Origin of the sequence: Ruegeria faecimaris (assembly GCF_900182615.1) — a bacterium.
Taxonomy (GTDB): Bacteria; Pseudomonadota; Alphaproteobacteria; order Rhodobacterales; family Rhodobacteraceae; genus Ruegeria; species Ruegeria faecimaris.
The window spans coordinates 260627-279535 of the sequence record NZ_FXTE01000001.1 but is presented as its reverse complement, the minus strand read 5'-3'; the positions used below and the strand labels follow the sequence as shown (position 1 = coordinate 279535).

Annotated in this window: 16 protein-coding genes; 7 read left to right on the top strand and 9 right to left on the bottom strand. The window is 56.4% G+C overall.

Features of this window, described 5'->3' with window-relative positions; translation table 11 throughout:
* Positions 1–39 precede the first annotated feature (39 nt).
* A complete protein-coding gene (locus FN806_RS01390) occupies positions 40–885 on the bottom strand; it encodes a HalD/BesD family halogenase (protein WP_142633288.1) in 846 nt (281 codons plus the stop codon).
* A gap of 422 nt (positions 886–1307) precedes the next feature.
* On the opposite strand from FN806_RS01390, the gene FN806_RS01385 reads away from it, so the two are divergent.
* The 4 genes from FN806_RS01385 (at position 1308) to FN806_RS01370 (ending at position 5056) form a co-directional block, all read left to right on the top strand.
* Positions 1308–3059: an acetolactate synthase 3 large subunit gene (locus tag FN806_RS01385; protein WP_142633286.1), complete on the top strand. Its 1752-nt coding sequence runs from the start codon at positions 1308–1310 to the stop codon at positions 3057–3059.
* 8 nt (positions 3060–3067) lie between these two features.
* Positions 3068–3460, top strand: a complete 393-nt coding sequence (locus FN806_RS01380) for a hypothetical protein (RefSeq protein WP_142633284.1) — start codon at positions 3068–3070, stop codon at positions 3458–3460.
* A 6-nt stretch (positions 3461–3466) separates the two neighbouring features.
* Entirely contained in the window at positions 3467–4027 is a 561-nt protein-coding gene (ilvN, locus tag FN806_RS01375; protein ID WP_142633282.1) for an acetolactate synthase small subunit, read from the top strand.
* A 186-nt stretch (positions 4028–4213) separates the two neighbouring features.
* A complete protein-coding gene (locus FN806_RS01370; RefSeq protein ID WP_342781989.1) occupies positions 4214–5056 on the top strand; it encodes a helix-turn-helix domain-containing protein in 843 nt (280 codons plus the stop codon).
* A 16-nt stretch (positions 5057–5072) separates the two neighbouring features.
* Here FN806_RS01370 and FN806_RS01365 read toward each other — a convergent pair whose 3' ends face one another.
* From FN806_RS01365 to prfB, 4 genes are all read right to left on the bottom strand, one after another.
* Positions 5073–5852, bottom strand: a complete 780-nt coding sequence (locus FN806_RS01365) for a DUF2189 domain-containing protein (protein WP_142633278.1) — start codon at positions 5850–5852, stop codon at positions 5073–5075.
* A 29-nt stretch (positions 5853–5881) separates the two neighbouring features.
* Positions 5882–7276, bottom strand: coding sequence for an amidase (locus tag FN806_RS01360; RefSeq protein ID WP_142633275.1), 1395 nt, complete (start codon positions 7274–7276; stop codon positions 5882–5884).
* A 94-nt stretch (positions 7277–7370) separates the two neighbouring features.
* The gene (locus tag FN806_RS01355) at positions 7371–8063 is read right to left on the bottom strand and encodes a M50 family metallopeptidase (RefSeq protein WP_142633273.1); all 693 of its coding nucleotides are present in this window, start codon (positions 8061–8063) and stop codon (positions 7371–7373) included.
* 14 nt (positions 8064–8077) lie between these two features.
* Positions 8078–9205: a peptide chain release factor 2 gene (gene prfB, locus FN806_RS01350; RefSeq protein ID WP_142633271.1), complete on the bottom strand. Its 1128-nt coding sequence runs from the start codon at positions 9203–9205 to the stop codon at positions 8078–8080.
* Positions 9206–9282: 77 nt separating this feature from the next.
* On the opposite strand from prfB, the gene FN806_RS01345 reads away from it, so the two are divergent.
* Positions 9283–10116, top strand: a complete 834-nt coding sequence (locus tag FN806_RS01345; protein ID WP_142633269.1) for an aminoglycoside phosphotransferase family protein — start codon at positions 9283–9285, stop codon at positions 10114–10116.
* Here the strand turns inward: FN806_RS01345 and FN806_RS01340 are convergent.
* The 3 genes from FN806_RS01340 to FN806_RS01330 form a co-directional block, all read right to left on the bottom strand.
* Positions 10110–12599, bottom strand: a complete 2490-nt coding sequence (locus FN806_RS01340) for a penicillin-binding protein 1A (protein WP_142633267.1) — start codon at positions 12597–12599, stop codon at positions 10110–10112. The two genes, FN806_RS01345 and FN806_RS01340, sit on opposite strands and share 7 nt — an antisense overlap.
* A 95-nt stretch (positions 12600–12694) precedes the next feature.
* Complete coding sequence (locus FN806_RS01335) at positions 12695–13915, bottom strand: N-acetylmuramoyl-L-alanine amidase (protein ID WP_142633265.1); 1221 nt, start codon at positions 13913–13915, stop codon at positions 12695–12697.
* 66 nt (positions 13916–13981) lie between these two features.
* Positions 13982–15145, bottom strand: a complete 1164-nt coding sequence (locus tag FN806_RS01330; RefSeq protein ID WP_142633262.1) for a pyridoxal phosphate-dependent aminotransferase — start codon at positions 15143–15145, stop codon at positions 13982–13984.
* On the opposite strand from FN806_RS01330, the gene FN806_RS01325 reads away from it, so the two are divergent.
* Positions 15144–16526: a M48 family metalloprotease gene (locus tag FN806_RS01325; protein ID WP_142633260.1), complete on the top strand. Its 1383-nt coding sequence runs from the start codon at positions 15144–15146 to the stop codon at positions 16524–16526. The two genes, FN806_RS01330 and FN806_RS01325, sit on opposite strands and share 2 nt — an antisense overlap.
* Complete coding sequence (locus FN806_RS01320) at positions 16523–17281, top strand: DsbA family protein (protein ID WP_142633258.1); 759 nt, start codon at positions 16523–16525, stop codon at positions 17279–17281. Before FN806_RS01325 ends, FN806_RS01320 begins: the two co-directional genes overlap by 4 nt.
* Positions 17282–17320: 39 nt before the next feature.
* Here the strand turns inward: FN806_RS01320 and FN806_RS01315 are convergent, their stop codons facing one another.
* Positions 17321–18742, bottom strand: coding sequence for a pectate lyase family protein (locus FN806_RS01315; protein ID WP_142633256.1), 1422 nt, complete (start codon positions 18740–18742; stop codon positions 17321–17323).
* Positions 18743–18909: the final 167 nt, after the last annotated feature.

Here is an 18909-nt window from a genome sequence, read left to right as displayed (position 1 = left end):
AGGCAGGCGGGCAACGGGCGAGAGCACTCTTAGTTACCGTCAATCCAGAAGGGCGTCGCGCCGGACTCCTTCCTTGTCATGGTGATGCTGAAGAACACGCCCATATAACTGACGGGTCCGTTCCACCCCACCGCACATGCCTTCGGTTTCGACAAAAGAAAAGATCCCGACATATCGTCTGCGCTCTCCTTTCACGGGAGCGACCCGGTGCAAGGAATAGCGCCCTTTGAAAATCTGCAGATCCCCTGGGTTCAACACCAACTGGTGCACCCGTGTCCGATCACCGCCCAGAACCGCAGAAACAGCCGCGAAATTCTCATCCTCGGCGCTTCGCAGGTTGGGGGCATATTCGAATTCACCACCGAATTCTCCATTCTGAATGGCCAGCGTCACGGTGTAGTTGTTGGTGTCAAAATGCCAGGGAAACCCCTGCCCTTCTTCGACCACGTTGATGATGACATCAGCCAAAGGATCATCGTAGCGAAAGAACCGGTCTTCGGACTCGTTCAATGCCGTTCGAATGAAAGGTAAAAAACCAGCGAACTCATAAATACGTCGCAGCGGTCCGGATTTGGAAAAACTGTCCGCTGGCACAAAGGCATTCGACCGATCATAAAATCGACGCACCGGATGGCTTGGCGCCAATGCCGGGTCGTCTTTGGTGAAATACGGATTCGTTCGGCTAAATGACCTATGTGCACCAACGGCAGTCTTATCGGCTTCTTTCAGCAAACGCGCCACGCCATCCTCGTGTACGAAACCTGGAAGAACAGCACAGCCGTCCCGATCCAGCTCGCGCCTCAGATCACCTATCAGCTGCTCATATGCCCATGAACCGGGGCGGTCTATCGGGTATCGCCCGAGATCAACCAGATCCTGCAACATGTTCGGCCTCCCTCGCCACTGCAATTAAGTCCAGCGTGACTCAGCCTAAAATCACGATCATGCCCGTTTCGGACATCGGCATGACGCATTTCGACACTTCCGTGCCACTCGCCAAGCATTGCAAAGGGGCGAAAATCCCGAAAGTTCCGAACATGCGTCAAAATGCGCAATAAAATGTCGCAAAATACCACCCAGAAGTTAGAAAATTGGTGCAATTGCCTGTTGACGCCCCTTTCCACCGCCCATAATGTCCAACCCACGCAAAAAGGAGCCTCTGGCGATGAGAACGCTAGTCGTAATCGTAGGAACCACGCGCATGGGCCGGTAACGGTAAACCATAATCGAACCCATGCGCCTCCGAAAATCTCGGGGGCTTTTTTTATGCGAAACGCAAGACACATGTCGCGAACGGAGCAAAGCAGATGACACGTGAGATGACCGGCGCAAAGATGGTAGTTCAGGCCCTCAAGGATCAGGGCGTGGACACGGTATTCGGATACCCCGGTGGCGCCGTGCTACCGATCTATGATGAGATCTTTCTGCAAAACGACATTCGCCACATTCTGGTGCGTCACGAACAGGGTGCGGTTCACGCCGCCGAAGGCTATGCCCGCTCGACCGGCAAGCCCGGCGTTGCACTTGTGACCTCGGGCCCCGGCGCTACCAATGCGGTGACCGGGCTGACAGATGCGCTTCTGGACTCGATCCCGATTGTTGTTCTGACCGGACAGGTTCCAACCTTCATGATCGGCTCGGACGCCTTTCAGGAGGCTGATACTATTGGCATCACCCGCCCCTGCACCAAACATAACTGGCTGGTAAAGGACACGAATTCGCTGTCCGATACCCTGCACGAGGCGTTCCATGTCGCCACCTCGGGCCGCCCTGGTCCGGTTCTGGTCGATATCCCCAAAGACGTTCAGTTCGCAACCGGTGACTATAGCGCCCCAAAGCCCTCGACCTCGCACTACCAACCGATAGTGAAGGGCGATCTGGAAGAGATCACCGAGTTGGTTGCTGCGATTGAGACCGCCAAGAAACCCGTCTTTTACACCGGCGGCGGCGTCATCAATTCGGGCCCGGCAGCCAGCCAGTTGCTGCGGGAACTGGTAGACGCAACAGATTTCCCGATCACTTCGACCCTGATGGGTCTGGGCGCCTATCCGGCGTCGGGCAAAAACTGGCTTGGTATGCTGGGCATGCACGGGTTGTATGAGGCCAATCTGGCGATGCATGATTGCGATCTGATGATCAATATCGGCGCTCGTTTTGATGACCGCATCACTGGACGGATCGACGCGTTCTCGCCCGATTCCAAAAAAGCGCATATCGACATCGACCCGTCTTCTATCAACAAGGTGATCCGCGTTGATATCCCGATTGTTGGCGATGTGGCCCACGTGCTTGAGGACATCCTCAAGGTCTGGAAATCGCGCGGTCGCAAGTCCAACACCGCAGCTATTGCGAAATGGCAGGAACAGATCGGCGAATGGCGCAAGGTGAACTGCCTTGCCTATACCAACAGCGAAAAGACCATCAAACCGCAATACGCGCTGCAACGCCTTGAAGAACTGACCAAAAAACATGACCGTTACATCACGACCGAGGTTGGCCAACACCAGATGTGGGCCGCTCAATACCTTGGCTTCGAAGATCCCAACCGCTGGATGACCTCAGGTGGTCTGGGCACGATGGGTTACGGATTCCCGGCCTCGATCGGTGTTCAGATGGCACATCCCGACGCGCTGGTGATCAACGTGGCTGGTGAGGCCTCGTGGCTGATGAACATGCAGGAAATGGGCACTGCTACGCAGTATCGCCTGCCGGTGAAACAGTTCATCCTGAACAACGAACGCTTGGGCATGGTGCGCCAGTGGCAGGAACTGCTGCATGGCGAACGGTATTCGCATTCCTGGTCCGAAGCGCTGCCTGATTTCGTCAAGCTCGCCGAGGCGTTTGGCGCCAAGGGTATCTTGTGTTCTGACCCCGCCGATCTGGACGATGCGATCATGGAGATGATCAACTATGACGGCCCCGTGATCTTCGACTGTCTGGTCGAAAAGCACGAGAACTGCTTCCCCATGATCCCGTCGGGCAAGGCCCATAACGAGATGCTGCTGGGCGAGGCCGAGACGCAGGGCGTGATCGATAGCAAAGGTTCGGTTCTGGTATGACAGCGCAGATGATCAGTTTTGACGCAACGCGCTTCCAGCCTACGCCGGACGAGTTGAACGAAGAAGCTGATGATTTCATCAATCCGGATGTGTTTGGCAAGGAACTCAGCATCTTTCTGAGTGAAGAGCTTGCCGCATCCGGGTTTGAGGTTTCCTTCGCCTGTGCCGAGGACTGGGGATGGTATCACGAAATTGATCACGACGAGCCGTTTGCCCTGGTTTTCGGCTGCTCAAACTATGGTGATGGCCATCTGGTTCAGTTCTCACCAAAGACCGAGCATGTGAGAAAGATGTTCAAGAAATACCACGCAGCCCCCAAGGTGGATGCATTGCGTGGCGCAATTTGGAAAATTCTGGAGAATGCCGAAGGTGTATCGAACCTTCGCTACGAAGAGGACTAGCTCAGCATGTCTGCCCTACATATCAAAAAAGGCTCCACCCGCCATTCGGCCTATAACCTACGACCCACGTTTTCCGACGTACAGGAACGCCATACCATCGCAGTTCTGGTCGAGAATGAACCGGGGGTTCTAGCCCGCGTCATCGGCCTGTTCTCGGGCCGTGGTTATAACATCGAAAGCCTGACCGTCGCCGAGGTGGACCATACCGGCCACCTCAGCCGCATCACCATCGTCACCACCGGCACCCCGCAGGTGATCGAACAGATCAAGGCGCAGCTGGGCCGGATCGTATCGGTACGCGACGTGCATGACCTGACGGTCGAAGGCGCGTCGGTCGAGCGGGAATTGGCCATCATCAAGGTGGTCGGCGACGGCGACAAGCGGGTCGAGGCGCTGCGTCTGGCCGATATTTTCCGTGCCAATGTCGTGGACAGCACGTTGAATTCGTTCATTTTTGAGATCACCGGCGCACCTGACAAGATCGACGCCTTTGCCGATCTGATGCGCCCGCTGGGTCTGATCGAAATCGCCCGGACCGGCGTTGCAGCCCTGTTGCGCGGCGATTGACCAAAACTGCCCCGCCGGCGCATCCAGTTGGCGGCGGGGTATCGGCAATACCCAATTTGCAAGATCACAATACGCCAAACGTGAACATCAACGTCACATTTGCCTAAAAAGTTTAAGCTAAATCAGAATTAACCTATTGCGTCTGTGCATCATCGCGTTAGCCTTCAAGGGTAGCGCGGCGTTGGGATGCGTCCGCTGGGTCATCTGTACGATTTCAGACAGCGCCTGGTTTGTTGGCCAGTTGTGTCGCGGTTATTCGGAATACACACAAGTACCGGGACGAAAATGACGAACGACAGCCGCAGCCCCGACGACCTACGCAGGATGTTCGGCGCCAATCTGAGAACTCTTGCTGGACAATATAATTCAGTTTCCGAGCTGTGCCGCCAGCTTGGAGTGAACCGAACTCAGTTCAATCGCTATCTTGGCGGCGAAAGCTTTCCCCGACCCGATGTCCTTGACCGAATATGCCGCTTTTTTGATGTTGATGCTCGGATTTTGCTCCATCCCTTGGATCAGATTGACCAACCGTCCAAGCACCCGGCTGCCGTCGCCCTGACTGAGTTTCTAGGATCCACCCCAGCCACCCTGACTGAAATTCTGTTTCCCGGCGGGTTCTATTATGCGACCGAGACAGAACTTGATGGCACAAAACCCCTGAGACACAGGCTTTTTCACGCCAGAAGGTTACCGCAATGTACTTTGGTCAGAGGGTTTGAACCAATTTCCGAGACACCCGGAGCATCAGTCGCTGAGCGCGAAGTACAAGGTATCGTGGCCTGTGCCGGGCGGCAGATTTATATGCTCATGTCCTGTCGTGCGTCTCAGAAAAGCAGGATCTATCTGGTGACACGTGGAATTGAAAATCAAACAAACTGTTGGCGCGGTGTCGCAATTTGCCTGTCAAAAACTACAGCTACCGCAACGACGACACGGCGGATATTGCTCAGACATTTAGGGGACGACACCTCGACAGTCCTGGCCGCCGCGCGCATTGCACGCCGACCAGAAGTCATGGCCCGCGCTTGACAACGATCCTGGCGTGTTAACGCGCGATTTCCCCGCCCTGAGAGATCAGCCAGTATAGGTGCCAACTGGCGTGCCCCAATAGCGGCAGTACGATCAACAAGCCGAAAAACCAGGGAATCATTGCGGCAAACGTCAGAACCGCAATCAGCGCGCCCCACCCCAGCATCAATCTGAGGTTTGCGGCCACATAGCTATAGCTGGCAATCATTGCGGTCACAAAATCCAGCTCTCGGTCCAAAAGCATCGGAATTGAAAGCACCGTGATCATGTAGAGGATGGTCACAAAAATCGCGCCAACAGCTGTTCCAACCGCCAACATCGTCAACCCGTTTGATGTAAGGAACACCTCAAGGGACGAAGACACATTGGTCATGGTCGATAGCCCCATAAAAAGGGCAAAGATCATGTGGCCAAGAAAGAACCAGAACAGAAACATCACAACGATGATGGCGCAGATCGAAGGTAACTGACGGCGGCTTTGACCCAGGATTACGCCAAATATGGCCCGAGAATCCAAACCTTCACCCTCTTGAATGCGCCGCGATACCTCATACAGCCCCACCATGGCAAAGGGGCCCAGCATCGGGAAACCGATTGCGGCCAAAATCAGCCAATAGGTCGTTCCGGTCGTGAGAGTGACCCAAACCATCAGCCAACCCATCAAAACATAGAACCCGGAAAAGAGCAGCCCAAAGAGCGGAGCGCGGCGAAAATCGCTCCAGCCTCGCCTTAGGGCCTCGTGCAGCATTTCGACATCTACCCGCCCCATGTTCGGAACACCAAACTGTTTGTCCATGGCTTTTATCCTTCGTATCCGGTCGATTTTCAGGCGGGTCGTTTTTGCGGCCAACTGGTGGCAGAATGATATGCAGATCCGATGGACAAAATGCGAGAATCCGCTCCGCGCGGACCAAAGATCTGCATTCCCATCGGCAAGCCTTCGGATCCAAATCCAACAGGAACCGAGAGGCAAGGCAGTCCGATCAGGCTGACCGGCACCACGACCTGCATCCAACGGTGATAGGTATCCATCCGGGTGCCGTTGATTTCGGTGGGAAATGCAAGCTGCAAGTCGAAGGGCCAGACCTGGGCCGACGGCAGGATAAGCGCATCATAGTCCTGGAAAACTTCGGTCGCACGTCGGAACCACTCGGTTCGCACAACACTGGCACGATGGACCTGCATCGCTGTCAGCGCCAGACCACGGTCCAGTTCCCATTGCGCAGTATCCTTCAGTGACGCGCGGTGTTCTGTCAGAGACGCAAGACCGGCGGCCACGCTCCACGAACGCAATGTAATCCAGCTATTCCACATCTGGTCTGCGTCAAAGGGCGGTGTGAGGGGTTCGACCTTGGCCCCGAGTTGAGTGAACACCTCGAGCGCGTCACGGCAAATCTCGCGGATACCAGGTTCGAATGGAAAGGCTCCGCCCCAGTCATCCAACCACCCGATACGCATTCCGGTCAGATCTGCGGGTTGGACCGGAGACACGGTTTCCCCCGGATGACCCAAAGGTTGAGACGGATGAGTGCCGCTGATCACATCAAGCAATAGACCAATATCTTCGGGGCTCCGCGCCATCGGGCCCAATGTAGAAAGCTGGTGCAAGTACCCGTCACCGTCGGGTTCGTTTGGCACCCGCCCCCAACTGGGCCTGAAGCCATAGACGTTGTTCCATGCCGCAGGGTTGCGCAGGCTGCCCATCATGTCAGACCCATCGGCCAGCGCCACCATGCCAGACGCCAGCGCAACTGCTGCCCCACCGGATGAACCGCCGCAGGTACGCTCGGGGTCATATGGGTTGCATGTGACGCCATATACAGGGTTGAACGTATGTGAGCCCAACCCGAATTCCGGGGTATTGGTTTTACCGATCAGGATTGCCCCGGCCTCTTTCATCCGCTGGGCTAACAGATCGTCTGTTTCCGGAATAAACCCATTCAGGATTGGTGATCCTTGGGACGAAACGACGCCCGCAACATTCACCAAGTCTTTGACGGCAATCGGCAGACCATGCAGCGGACCACGGTTTGGTCCGGAATCAACAGCACGGGCCTCGGCCATCAAATCATCAGGATCACGCATCGCCACGATTGCATTCAGGCGCTCGTTCACTGCGCCGATCCGCTCTAGCGTCAGTTGCATCAGCTCAGCCGCCGATAAACGCCCAGAGGACAATGCACTCAACAATTCGGCTGCTGTTATTTGGCCTAGATCCATCCCTGGGCTCCACCTTTTTGGTCAGCCTAGCCGGAGCGTATCCTCATTTAAACCCTCAGTTTGAATGCATCTTTTTAGCAAAGACTACCCGAGGTCACTTGGATCGAGACTCAAAATGCAAATTGCTGTCGTGCCCAAGAAAGTGTTTTACGCACAATAGGATGGAAAGGACGCTTAACACAAGCCAGATCCCGCCCCACATCATGGTTGTGCCGCCGAATTCTTGGGCCAGCATGTAGGCATCCGAGCGGACACCCGAGCGCCGGATCGTGTCATCAAAGATATCATAAGGCACATAGATCACGCTGGTCAGCCCGATCATGCGTAAAGCCAGATCACAGATCGGCCGACTTAGATAGAACGCCATGCCGATCATTACCGCCCCAACACCTGCACAAAACGCCATGGCAAAGGGATCGCGGACATAAAGCGCTGTTACCAACAGCATCACTCCGCCAAATCCACCCAGCACCGCCCGGTCCCAATGCGTGCGCAATGCAATCAGCAACAACCCCATCCCTAGCGCCAGCGACCCGAGATAACCGGCGGACAGGCTGAAGAACCTTTGCCCACCACGCGCTGTGACAAGACCACCCTGCTGCGGTGAGATCGAGAAGCTCTCGACCGAACCACCGGTTAGGACGACGGTTATCGCGTGCGACAGCTCGTGCAGGAAAACGATGAGTATCTTCAGAGGCACCACAACCGGCGTAGACCAGAACACAAACACCAAAGCGACAAGCGCAATCAGTTGCCAATGTCCTTTGATCAGCTTCATCATGGGCATCGAACGCGCTGCTATCAGCCCTCGCCCTGTGCTTCGGAGCGGCTTTTTCCGGCCACGTTCAAGGCCAGTGTGGCGGCCATGAACCCGTCAAGATCCCCATCCAAAACCCCCTTGGTATCCGAGGTTTCATGGTTGGTCCTCAGGTCCTTGACCATCTGGTAGGGCTGCAGAACATACGACCGGATCTGGTTGCCCCAACCCGCATCGCCCTTGGCCTCGTGGGCTGCGTTGATGTCAGCATTGCGGCGGTCCAGCTCTTGCTGGTACAGGCGGGATTTCAGTGCTTTCATCGCAATATCACGGTTCTGGTGCTGGGATTTCACGGATGATGTAACAACGATCCCGGTCGGGATATGCGTGATCCGCACTGCCGAGTCCGTGGTGTTCACGTGCTGGCCTCCTGCCCCCGAGGACCGGTAGGTGTCGATGCGAATCTCGGACGGGTTGACCTCGATCTCGATATTGTCGTCCACCACCGGGTAAACCCAGACCGAACTGAACGAGGTATGCCGTTTGGCCGCCGAGTCATAAGGTGAAATTCGCACCAGCCGATGCACACCGCTTTCCGATTTCAGCCAGCCATAGGCGTTGTGGCCAGAAATTTTGTACGCTGCGGATTTAATGCCCGCCTCTTCGCCCGAGGTCTCGGATTGCAACTCGACCGTATAGCCCTTTTTCTCGGCCCAGCGGACATACATCCGCGCCAGCATCGAAGCCCAGTCGCAGCTTTCGGTGCCGCCTGCGCCCGAATTGATCTCAAGGAAAGTGTCGTTGCCGTCGGCCTCTCCGTCCAGCAGCGCCTCAAGCTCTTTCTTGGCGGCTTTGGCTTTTAGCTTTCTGATCGCCTCTTCAGCGTCGGTGACGACCTCTTCGTCCTCTTCCATCTCGCCCAGTTCGATCAATTCCATATTGTCGCTGAGGTCGGTTTTGATGGATTCATAGATTTCAATAGCATCGACCAGCATCTGCCGCTCGCGCATCAGTTTCTGCGCATTCTCGGGGTTGTCCCACAGGTTGGGATCCTCTACCCGGGCATTGAATTCCTCAAGGCGATGGGGTGCGGTTTCATAGTCCATGCGCTGCGCCAGCAGCTCTAGCGACTTTTCAATTTCCGCCACGGTATTCTGGGTTTCGGCGCGCATGGTTACGTCCCAACTTGCTCAATCAGGCCTGCGTGATAGCAAGAGCGTGGGGCCACCACAAGACAGCGGAGACCTGAATGCATATTGTTCCGGGTGATATCATGGATTGCTGGGGATTATGCCGTGCCACTCTGATCGCCGAAGCCCAGCATGCGTTAGTCTGGAAAGTTCACGCGCGGGATTATGGGTCGGCCGCGCTAAAGTTATACCACCGCGCAGATCGCGGGAACGAAGCTGCTTCGACCAGGCTTTTGTCGCTTTGGCAGGATCGTGGCGCGGTTGCCATTTATGCCGAAGCGGGCAAAGCCGTATTGATGGAGTGGTTGGAGGGTCCGACACTGGGTGACATCGCGCGTGACGGAAACGCTGAAAGCGCGCTGCAGGTTTTCTCGGAGATGGCCCACCGCCTTCACCAAAAGCCCACGGTTGCGTTCGACGAGCTGCGACCATTGCACGAGGTATTCAATCCACTGTTTGATTGCACGTTTGCCCGCGATTGCCCTGATGCACTACAACGCGATGTGATCCGCGCAACGGAACTGGCATCAAACCTTCTGACGAGCCAACCGCAGGTGGTGCCGCTGCATGGTGACCTTCACACCGATAACGTAATTCAAACGCCTTCAGGGGCACGGGTAATTGATGCAAAGGGGTATCTGGGCGATCCTGCTTTTGAACTTGCAAACGCATTGCGGCATCCCAACGGTATGCCCGATCTGGTTCGCAGCCGCGACCAGATCGAACGCTGCCTCCAGCTTTACTCCGGAGCGTTAGGTGTGTCGCGGAAACGTCTTGCCCAATGGGCCGCTGCAAAAGGTGCGCTATCCATCATGTGGCGCGGCCACGGGACAGTTTCAGCTGCGCCCGAGGCAACGCTCTTGAACCTATTGTTGCGCGCGGCGGATCAGTAAAGCCCGCCGCCCTGCAAATCGCCCTGGCTGGCATTTGGGCCAACGGTGATGGTGTCGCCGGTCGACGTGGTCACCTGACGACCCGAGCTGTTGACCTCTTCAAACAGCGGCAGGTCGGAACCCATCGCAAAACCACCGTCATAGATGCGGTCGATAAAGCCGTCGGCGCCATCGCGGAAATACTCGGCCACGACAAAGTCTCCGGACGCATCAGATGGCAAGCGCGCGCCGCTGAACCGGTCGATTTTGATAAAGTGACCACCTGGGGGCACCTCGAACGGGCCTCCACCGTATTTCTCGACTGCGGTTTCCATGAAGCTTTGGAACACAGGTCCACACAAAGTGCCGCCATACGCGCCCCGGCCCATCGGGCGGGGGCGGTCATAGCCGATATAGCAGCCTGCAACAATGTTCGAGGTAAAGCCGATGAACCAGGCGTCTTTGGATTCATTGGTTGTTCCGGTCTTCCCAGCGGTGGGCACAGGCAGATTGATAACGCTGGATGCCGTGCCGCGATCTACGACACCTTTCATCATCGACGTCAGCTGATAGGCGGTAATCGCATCCATGACCTGACTGCGGTTTGTCTCGATCGTGGGGGATTCATCAGGTTCCAGCCAGGCCGAATTACAATCCAGGCACTGGCGGTCATCGTGGCGATAGATTGTCTTGCCGAACCGATCCTGAATACGGTCAACCAGAGTGGGTTCAACCCGCTCGCCGCCATTTGCGAACATCGCATAGGCCGCAACCATCTTGTATAGCGTCGTCTCTTCGGACCCCAGCGAGTTGGCCAGGAAAGCACCCATCCGGTCATAAACGCCAAAGCGTTCCGCGTATCCGGCAACCACGGGCATCGTGACTTCTTGCGCCAGACGGATGGTCATCAGGTTCCGCGATTGTTCAATCCCGGTACGCAATGGCGTCGGCCCGTAGAATTTGTTGGTCGAATTCTTGGGTCGCCACAGGCCCTGCGGTGTGTTCACTTCGATCGGAGCGTCGACCACAATGGTCGCAGGGCTATACCCGCTGTCCAACGCAGCGGCATAGACGAAAGGCTTAAAGCTTGACCCGGGTTGACGCTGCGCCTGCGTGGCACGGTTGAACACAGAATCCTGATACGAGAATCCGCCCTGCATCGCCAAAACCCGGCCCGAGTTCACGTCCATCGCAACAAAGCCGCCCTGAACCTCGGGGACCTGACGGGCCGACCATTGGCCTTCTTCCCCGGCCATCACCAGAATGACGTCACCGCGTTTGAAGTTGTCGAAGAAGCTGCCCTGCATCCACTTGATGTCCGAGCGCGGGATGATGCCGTCAGCCGGACCATTTTCAATGCCGACGGTCAGGGCCTGCTCACCGACATCCAGTACTACGGCGGGATACCACTGCGTAGGCAGAACCACATCACGGGGGATTTCCAAAATCGCCAAGGCCTCACGCCACTGCACCTCATCCGCCAGTATTTCTTCGGCGATCACTTCGTCGGTCCCGTGCCATTTTCCACGAGACCGGTCGTATTTCTGCAGCGCCTCGCGCAGGGCGTGCGCGGCTTTGACTTGCATTTCCTCGTCCACAGAGGCGCGGACAGTAAAACCACCTGTGAAGAACTCGCCCTCGCCGAAATCTTCGCTCAGCTGGCGGCGGATTTCGTCGGTGAAGTAATCCCGCGGCGGCAAGGCGGTGCGGAAACTTTCGAAATCACCATTCTGGACAGACCGCAAAGGCATCTCGACCTCGGCCTCATAGGTCGCCGTATTGATATAACCGTTTTGGTTCATCTCGCGCAGCACGTAATTGCGCCGGTTCACAAGGCGTTCTTTCTGCCGAACCGGGTGATAATCCGACGGCGCCTTGGGCATAGCCGCCAAAGTGGCGGCCTCATGCGGAGCCAATTCCTGAAGGGTCTTGTTGAAATAGGTTTGCGCTGCTGCGGTTACACCATACGAGTTCTGGCCCAGAAAAATCTCGTTCATGTACAGTTCTAGGATCTGTTCCTTATCCAGCGTATTCTCAAGCCGTGTGGCCAGGATGATCTCTTTGATCTTGCGCTCGGCCCGACGGTCCCCCGACAACAGGAAGTTCTTCATTACCTGCTGTGTGATCGTCGATGCACCCCGTACATTCTCGCCTTTGGATTTCACTGCCTCGACACCAGCGGCAATAATCCCGCGCGGATCATAGCCCTTATGGTTATAGAAATTCTTGTCTTCGGCCGAAATAAAGGCCTGCTTAACCAGTTCGGGGATTTCTTCTGACGGGGTGAACAGACGGCGTTCCTGCGCAAATTCGTCGATCAGCTGACCCTCGCCAGAATAAATCCGGCTGATCGTGGGCGGTTTGTACTGCGCCAGGGATTCGTGACTGGGCAGGTCGCGCCCATACATCCAGAACACCGCGCCGATAACCAGCGCAGCCATAAAAATACCCAGGGTCACGAGGCTGAATATCGCCCCGAAAATCGAAAGAATGAAACGGATCACGTTACTGCCTTTTGCTCGCGGTGCCGCCTATATAGTGTCGCACCTGTGCAGGGTCAAAACACCATGGCCAATAATAGCCGGTTTGCGCCACGGGGTCACTGTCCAATCAGGGATCGTTTTACCATATCGTCCTGGCGCCATTTCTCTAGCCCATCCCGAATACCGCGCGCCATTCCCATGCGCCATTCCTGATTTCGTATGTTTTTCAAATCTCTAGGGCTGGAAAGGAAGCCAAGCTCAATCAGAACGGAAGGAATATCCGCTGCCTTCAGAACCGAAAATGAGGCTGTGCGAATTGGCTTGTTGTTCATCGGACCACCCTGTTGCGTCATTCCATTCGCCAGCATTTGTGCCAACGCATCCGTACGCGGCCTGGTTTCCTGACGCGCAAGGTCCAGCAGAACATCTGCAACCTGATCATCCGCACCGCTCAGATCGACGCCCGAAATCAAATCACTGCGGTCGTGCCGCTCGGCCAGTTTGTGGCTTGCCACATCCGAGGCATCTTGAGACAGCGTATAAACGGCCGCGCCATGAGCCCGCCCTTCTGTCAGAATGTCGGCATGTATAGAGATGAACACATCTGCACCTGCACGGTGTGCCAATGCAATACGACGTTCAAGAGAAACGAACTGATCATCGGTCCGCGTCATCTCAACCTCGTATCCGCCCGTGCGCAATAGCATCTCGCGCAGCTCTCGGGCAAAGGTCAGCATCAGCGTTTTCTCATCATCACCGTCAACTTCGGCGCCGGGATCAATTCCTCCATGCCCGGGATCCAACATGACACGCAAAGTTCCGTTGCCCTGCCCCCTTGGCGTGACAGATGTTACCGCCGGTTCCGGCAAATCCCAGCCGGTTTGCCGGGGCGTGCCAGCGCTGGCTGCGAAACTGTCGAAATCTGTCCCTTGCAGCCCAAGCGTCAAATGCGCGGCCCCAGTCGCAGAGTCCACTCGCATATCCGCCGTCTCGACCATCAGAGGCGCGCCCAACTCTAGCACCATGCGGGACCAGCCCGGTACGTAAGAGCCGAACTGCACACCACTGATACGACCAGTCTGTAGAAAGCGGTCACGATCAAGACCGGTCCAGTCTACCTCCTGGAAATCCAGGATCATCCGATACGGGTCGCGCAGGGTAAAAACGCGATAAGGCACCCCCTGGCTAAGCCCAAGCTGGATGCTTACACCGGACCGCCCGTCATCAACAATCGAACTTTGGTCTGGCAAAACACGGGCGAGTGCGCTGAAATCCTGCGCAACGGCGGTACTGCCTAGCGCCCAGATCAGCGCGATGGCGTAGATAATTCTGCTCATGGCCTCAAGTTTTCCCGAGATCGATTGAAGCGCAGCCTACCCGACCCGCACTTGGATGTGAACGCTTTAGGCTTGGGCAGAAATCAAGCCCCGATCAGCCATGAAACGCTGAAGCCGCCGCAGCCCCTCTTCGATATCCCCAGTCGAACGTGCATAGGAAAAACGGATGGTGCCGTGCCCGCGCTGAGGATCGAAATCCAGCCCCGGAGTGACCGCCACGCCGACCTTATCCAAAATCTCAGCCGCAAAGGCACGGCTGTCGTCGGTCAGGTCAGACACATCGGCGTAGACATAGAATGCCCCATCAGGTGGCGCGATATTGGTGAAACCGGCTTTGGGCAGACCGTCCAGCATCAGCGCCCGGTTCCGCCGATAGACATTAAGATTGGCCTGCAATTCTTCATCACAATCCATCGCAGCCAACGCCGCCACCTGGCTGGCATGGGGCGCGCAGATAAACATGTTCTGCGCAATTCGCTCGACGACGCGCACCTGATCCTCAGGCACGACCATCCAGCCAACGCGCCAACCTGTCATAGAGAAATACTTGGAGAATGAGTTGATCACATAGCACTCATCTGTCAGCTCCAGCGCGGTGACGGCTTTGGCTTCGTATTCCAGACCATGATAAATCTCGTCACTGATGAAAGACGCGCCCTGGCTGTGTGCGGCGTCGATCAGCGCACCCATCGCGGCATGGTTCAGCATGGTTCCTGTCGGGTTGGCGGGCGAGGCCACCATCAGCCCCTGCAAATTTAGCCCGGCGAAATCGGCTGGCACCGGCTGCAAGCGGTGTTCCGGAGCGGTGGGCAGATCAACCGCGACCAGCCCCAGGGCCCGCAATATCTGACGATATGACGGATAGCCGGGGGCCCCAATACCCACGCGATCCCCGCTGTCGAACAGCGCGGTGAACGCCAACAGAAATCCGCCTGACGAACCGGGGGTTATCACCACCCGTTCGGGATTGAGATCGACATTATACCACTCGCCATACATCTGCGCGATCCGGCGGCGCAGTGCTGGCAGACCCAATGCAACGGTATATCCCAGCGGGCCTTGCTCCATTGCCTTAGCCAATGCCTCGGTCGCCCCTTTGGGTGCGCCGGTTCCAGGCTGGCCGACCTCCATGTGGATGATGTGGCGGCCAGCTTCTTCGGCTTTGCGGGCAGCCTCCATCACGTCCATCACGATGAACGGATCGACCCCGGACCGGGTTGAGTTTCGCATGGCCATCTCCCATGTTGCAATCATGGCTTTTGAACGCGTATCCAGGCTGGCGTCAATCCCGGCCCTGTTGCTGTTTGCAGTGACTTGGCTCGTAGGCGCTGTTCAGGCCCAAAGCCTGATCCGTGATCCAGATGTTGAACACGGTCTGCGAGAGCTGGCCTTTCCCGTTCTGCGCGCCGCCGGTCTAAATACCAACCGGGTCCAGATACTGGTGGTCAATGACAGCACGTTCAACGCCTTCGTTCTGGATTACAATGCGATCTATCTGAACTATGGGTTAATCCTTTCAGTCGAAAGCCCCGAGATGTTGCAGGCGGTTATCGCACATGAGGCGGCCCATATCGCCAACGGGCATCTATCGCGCCGTTACGAAAACCTGAATGCAGCACGGCAAAAAGCCGGGCTTGGGACGGCTTTGGCTCTGATTGCTGCAGCTGCTGGCGGCGGCGAGGCTGCATTCGGAATTGCGGCCGGTACTAATTCGGCAGCTCTGCGCAGCTTTCTTGGCCACACCCGCGCTGAAGAGTCCTCGGCGGATCGCAGCGCAGCAAGCTATTTACGTTGGGCCGGTATCTCGCCCAGTGGCATGGTGTCTCTGCACCGTAAATTCGCGGGGCAAGAGCTGTTAAACACGGTCAACCAGGACCCATACATGCGATCACACCCCACCAGCCGCGAGAGGTTGCGTGCCGCCGAGGCGTTTCTGGAAGAGTTCGGCGATAAAGCCAAACCCAGCCAGAATGCCGATTACTGGTTCGCAAGGGCGAAAGGTAAACTATCGGCCTTCATCCGCTCGCCCACATGGACGATGCGGCGCGCCAAAGAAGAAACCGCCCAGGACATACGACTGATGCGCAAGGCAGCAGCCCACCATCAAAACCGTGATCTGACCAAAGCGCGCGCTGCGATTGATGGTGCATTGGCAATCCGGCCCAATGACCCCTATTACTATGACCTCAAAGGCCAGATCATGCTTGAAAACCGTCAAGTGGCCGATGCGGTAGCAGCATATGGCAAAGCCGTTGAATTGGCGCCGAATAACCCACTTATCCTGGCCGGATACGGGCGGTCCCTGTTGGTTCAAGGTAAGACAGTGGAAGCCTTGGCCATTCTTGAAAAAGCGCGGGCCAGAGATTTTCGTAACGCAAGATTGATGCAAGACCTGGGTGCAGCTTATGCCAAAACAGGCAATACTGGCATGGCATCGGCGGTTACAGCCGAAAGATATGCCCTGCAGGGCCGTTTGGATGACGCCGGTATTCACGCGAAACGCGCGGTTGCGCAGTTGCCGGTCGGATCACCGGGTTGGCAACGGGCCCAAGATGTGTTGATTGCGTTTGAACAAGCAAACAAGAGTAATTCGAAAAGGAAACGGAAATGATCCTCAGACACGCTGCACCAGCCCTTCTGGGGCTTTCCCTGATCGCAGGATCGGCGCAGGCCTTGGACCTGAGCCAGCTGACCGACGCCGAAAAACAACAATTCGGAGAGCAGGTACGCGAATACCTTCTGGAAAACCCCGAAGTCATCATCGAAGCGATCAATATTCTGGAACAACGCAACGCCGTTGAAGAAGCGCAGGCGGATAAAGAGCTTGTCGCCAGCAATGCTGATGAGCTTTTCAACGACGGGTACAGCTGGGTGGGCGGCAATCCGGACGGGGATATCACGTTGGTTGAGTTTATGGACTATCGCTGCGGATATTGCCGCCGTGCGGTTCCCGAAGTGGCCAGCCTGCTGGCCGAGGATGGCAATATTCGGCTTGTGATCAAAGAGTTTCCGATCCTCGGAGACGCGTCGATGATCTCATCCCGCTTTGCCGTTGCCGCCAAACATGTTGCCGGGGACGATGCCTATAAGCAGGTTCACGATGCCCTGCTCGAATTCACCGGGGAACCATCGCCGGTTACTTTGCGCCGTATCTCGGACGGGCTGGGCTTGGACAGTGACGCGATTCTGGCGGCAATGGACAGCGAACAGGTCACCGAGGAAATCCAAAAGACCCGTGAATTGGCGCAGCGGATGCAGATTTCGGGCACGCCTTCGTTTGTGCTGGGCAGCGAAATGCTGCGCGGGTACCTGAAAGCAGATCAGATGCAGCAAATTGCGAACGCCGTTCGCGCCGAGCAAGGCTGATTTGGCAGGCCGGTTCCACAACAGGAGCCGGCCTTTCCGTCAGGGCATCGGGTCGCCAGCAAGGTGGCTTAGATATTCCTCTAGATTAGACCAGCCATCGCCGTCCCGGTCCGCCCAGACATCAGAGGGATCATTCGGGTCCAGGCCAGTCCGCCCTGTTTCCCAAGTATCAGACATTCCGTCCCGGTCAGTATCAACTGCCGCGTGAACAATGGGCAAATCCGGCCAACCGCCCACCTCGCCCGGATCGTTTATCCGATGTCCATCACAGCCGCGGACGTTTTCGATCACCATCGCATCCAGACTGTCCAAAGCTTGGTCATCCCCGTGCCGGGCCCCCACGGTTCCAAGAACGGTTTCGTATGTCGTGCTCACCTCGGCAGGTTCAACCGACAGCGGCTGGTGAGGTTCAGCCACAAGGAATTCGACCGCCGCATCATCCGCAATCTTGCCCTTCACTGATCTGTCGCATAGCAGCTCAATACGGCTGTCCAGATGCAGGTTATCTTGTTCGAAAACCGAGATGCTGAACCCTTTGTCCGCGCCATAAGGGAACACCTCAAATGCGGCGGGGGGCGGCCTGTTCCGTGTACTGGGGCCCGGCAGGACCACGTTTCCCACATAGGCGATCCATGTGTCGCCGTAATGGTTCCAGAACTCACCGAATTGCGAGGTCGCGTCGTAGAACACGTTGTTAATAATGTCGACTTGCCCAGATGGTGACGACTGGATGTCTGGATTTCTGTCGCGGTTATGGGCAAACAGGTTTTGATACAGGGTGACCCGCCCACATTGCCTTGCCGTTCCATCATCGGAACACAGCAGAGCTCCTTTTGAATGCTTTCCCTTTGTATGGGTGGACTTATCCAGAGCCAGGGCTGAGATGCTGCGGGCAATCGTGATATCTTCGCTTGGCAGGTTTTCCGTTCCAACGCCCAGATTCTCATCCGTGGCAAATTGGATCGAGACACGGTCAACGTAGATATTCGAACTGCTCTCTATGGAAAGCCCGTCCACGTTCGACGAGGGCTTGTAACTGGGTCCGGGCCGAAACTTGAGGTTCCGCAGCAAAACGTCCTGCGCCTCAAAAATCATCAGGGGTGAATCCAGAACCTTGCCAAGTTTGATCTGCACCCCCTGTCCCGGCGCGGTCTGTCCGGAGATATAGGTGTTCGAAGCCACTTTCATCTGGGTGTCTACAGTTATCGTCCCTGAAATATCGAAAACGCAAACCCGTCCGGAGCCGTCATTTTCGACGCACTCACGCAGGCTGCCCGGGCCGGTATCGTCCAGGGTTGTGATATGAAACACTTCGCCGCCACGCCAACCCGTAGCGTTCTGCCCATATCCCACCGCACCGGGAAATGCGGGCTGATCGGCCACTACGCTATCTGCCACCATGAAACCCGAACACCCGGCGATCACTGCACCCAGGCCGAAGGCTTTCAAGTTACGGCGCATTGCATAAGCCCCCTGTTAGAGTCCGGACCGCAAAGACCGAGGGCCGAAGAGGCAGGAGACAATCTAATCTTCAAACGATCGCTTACTGGCATACGACTAAGAAACCCATGAAACAAAAACAACAAATCTAAGCGGGAATGAAAATCTCATTCCTCACAATAATGTGG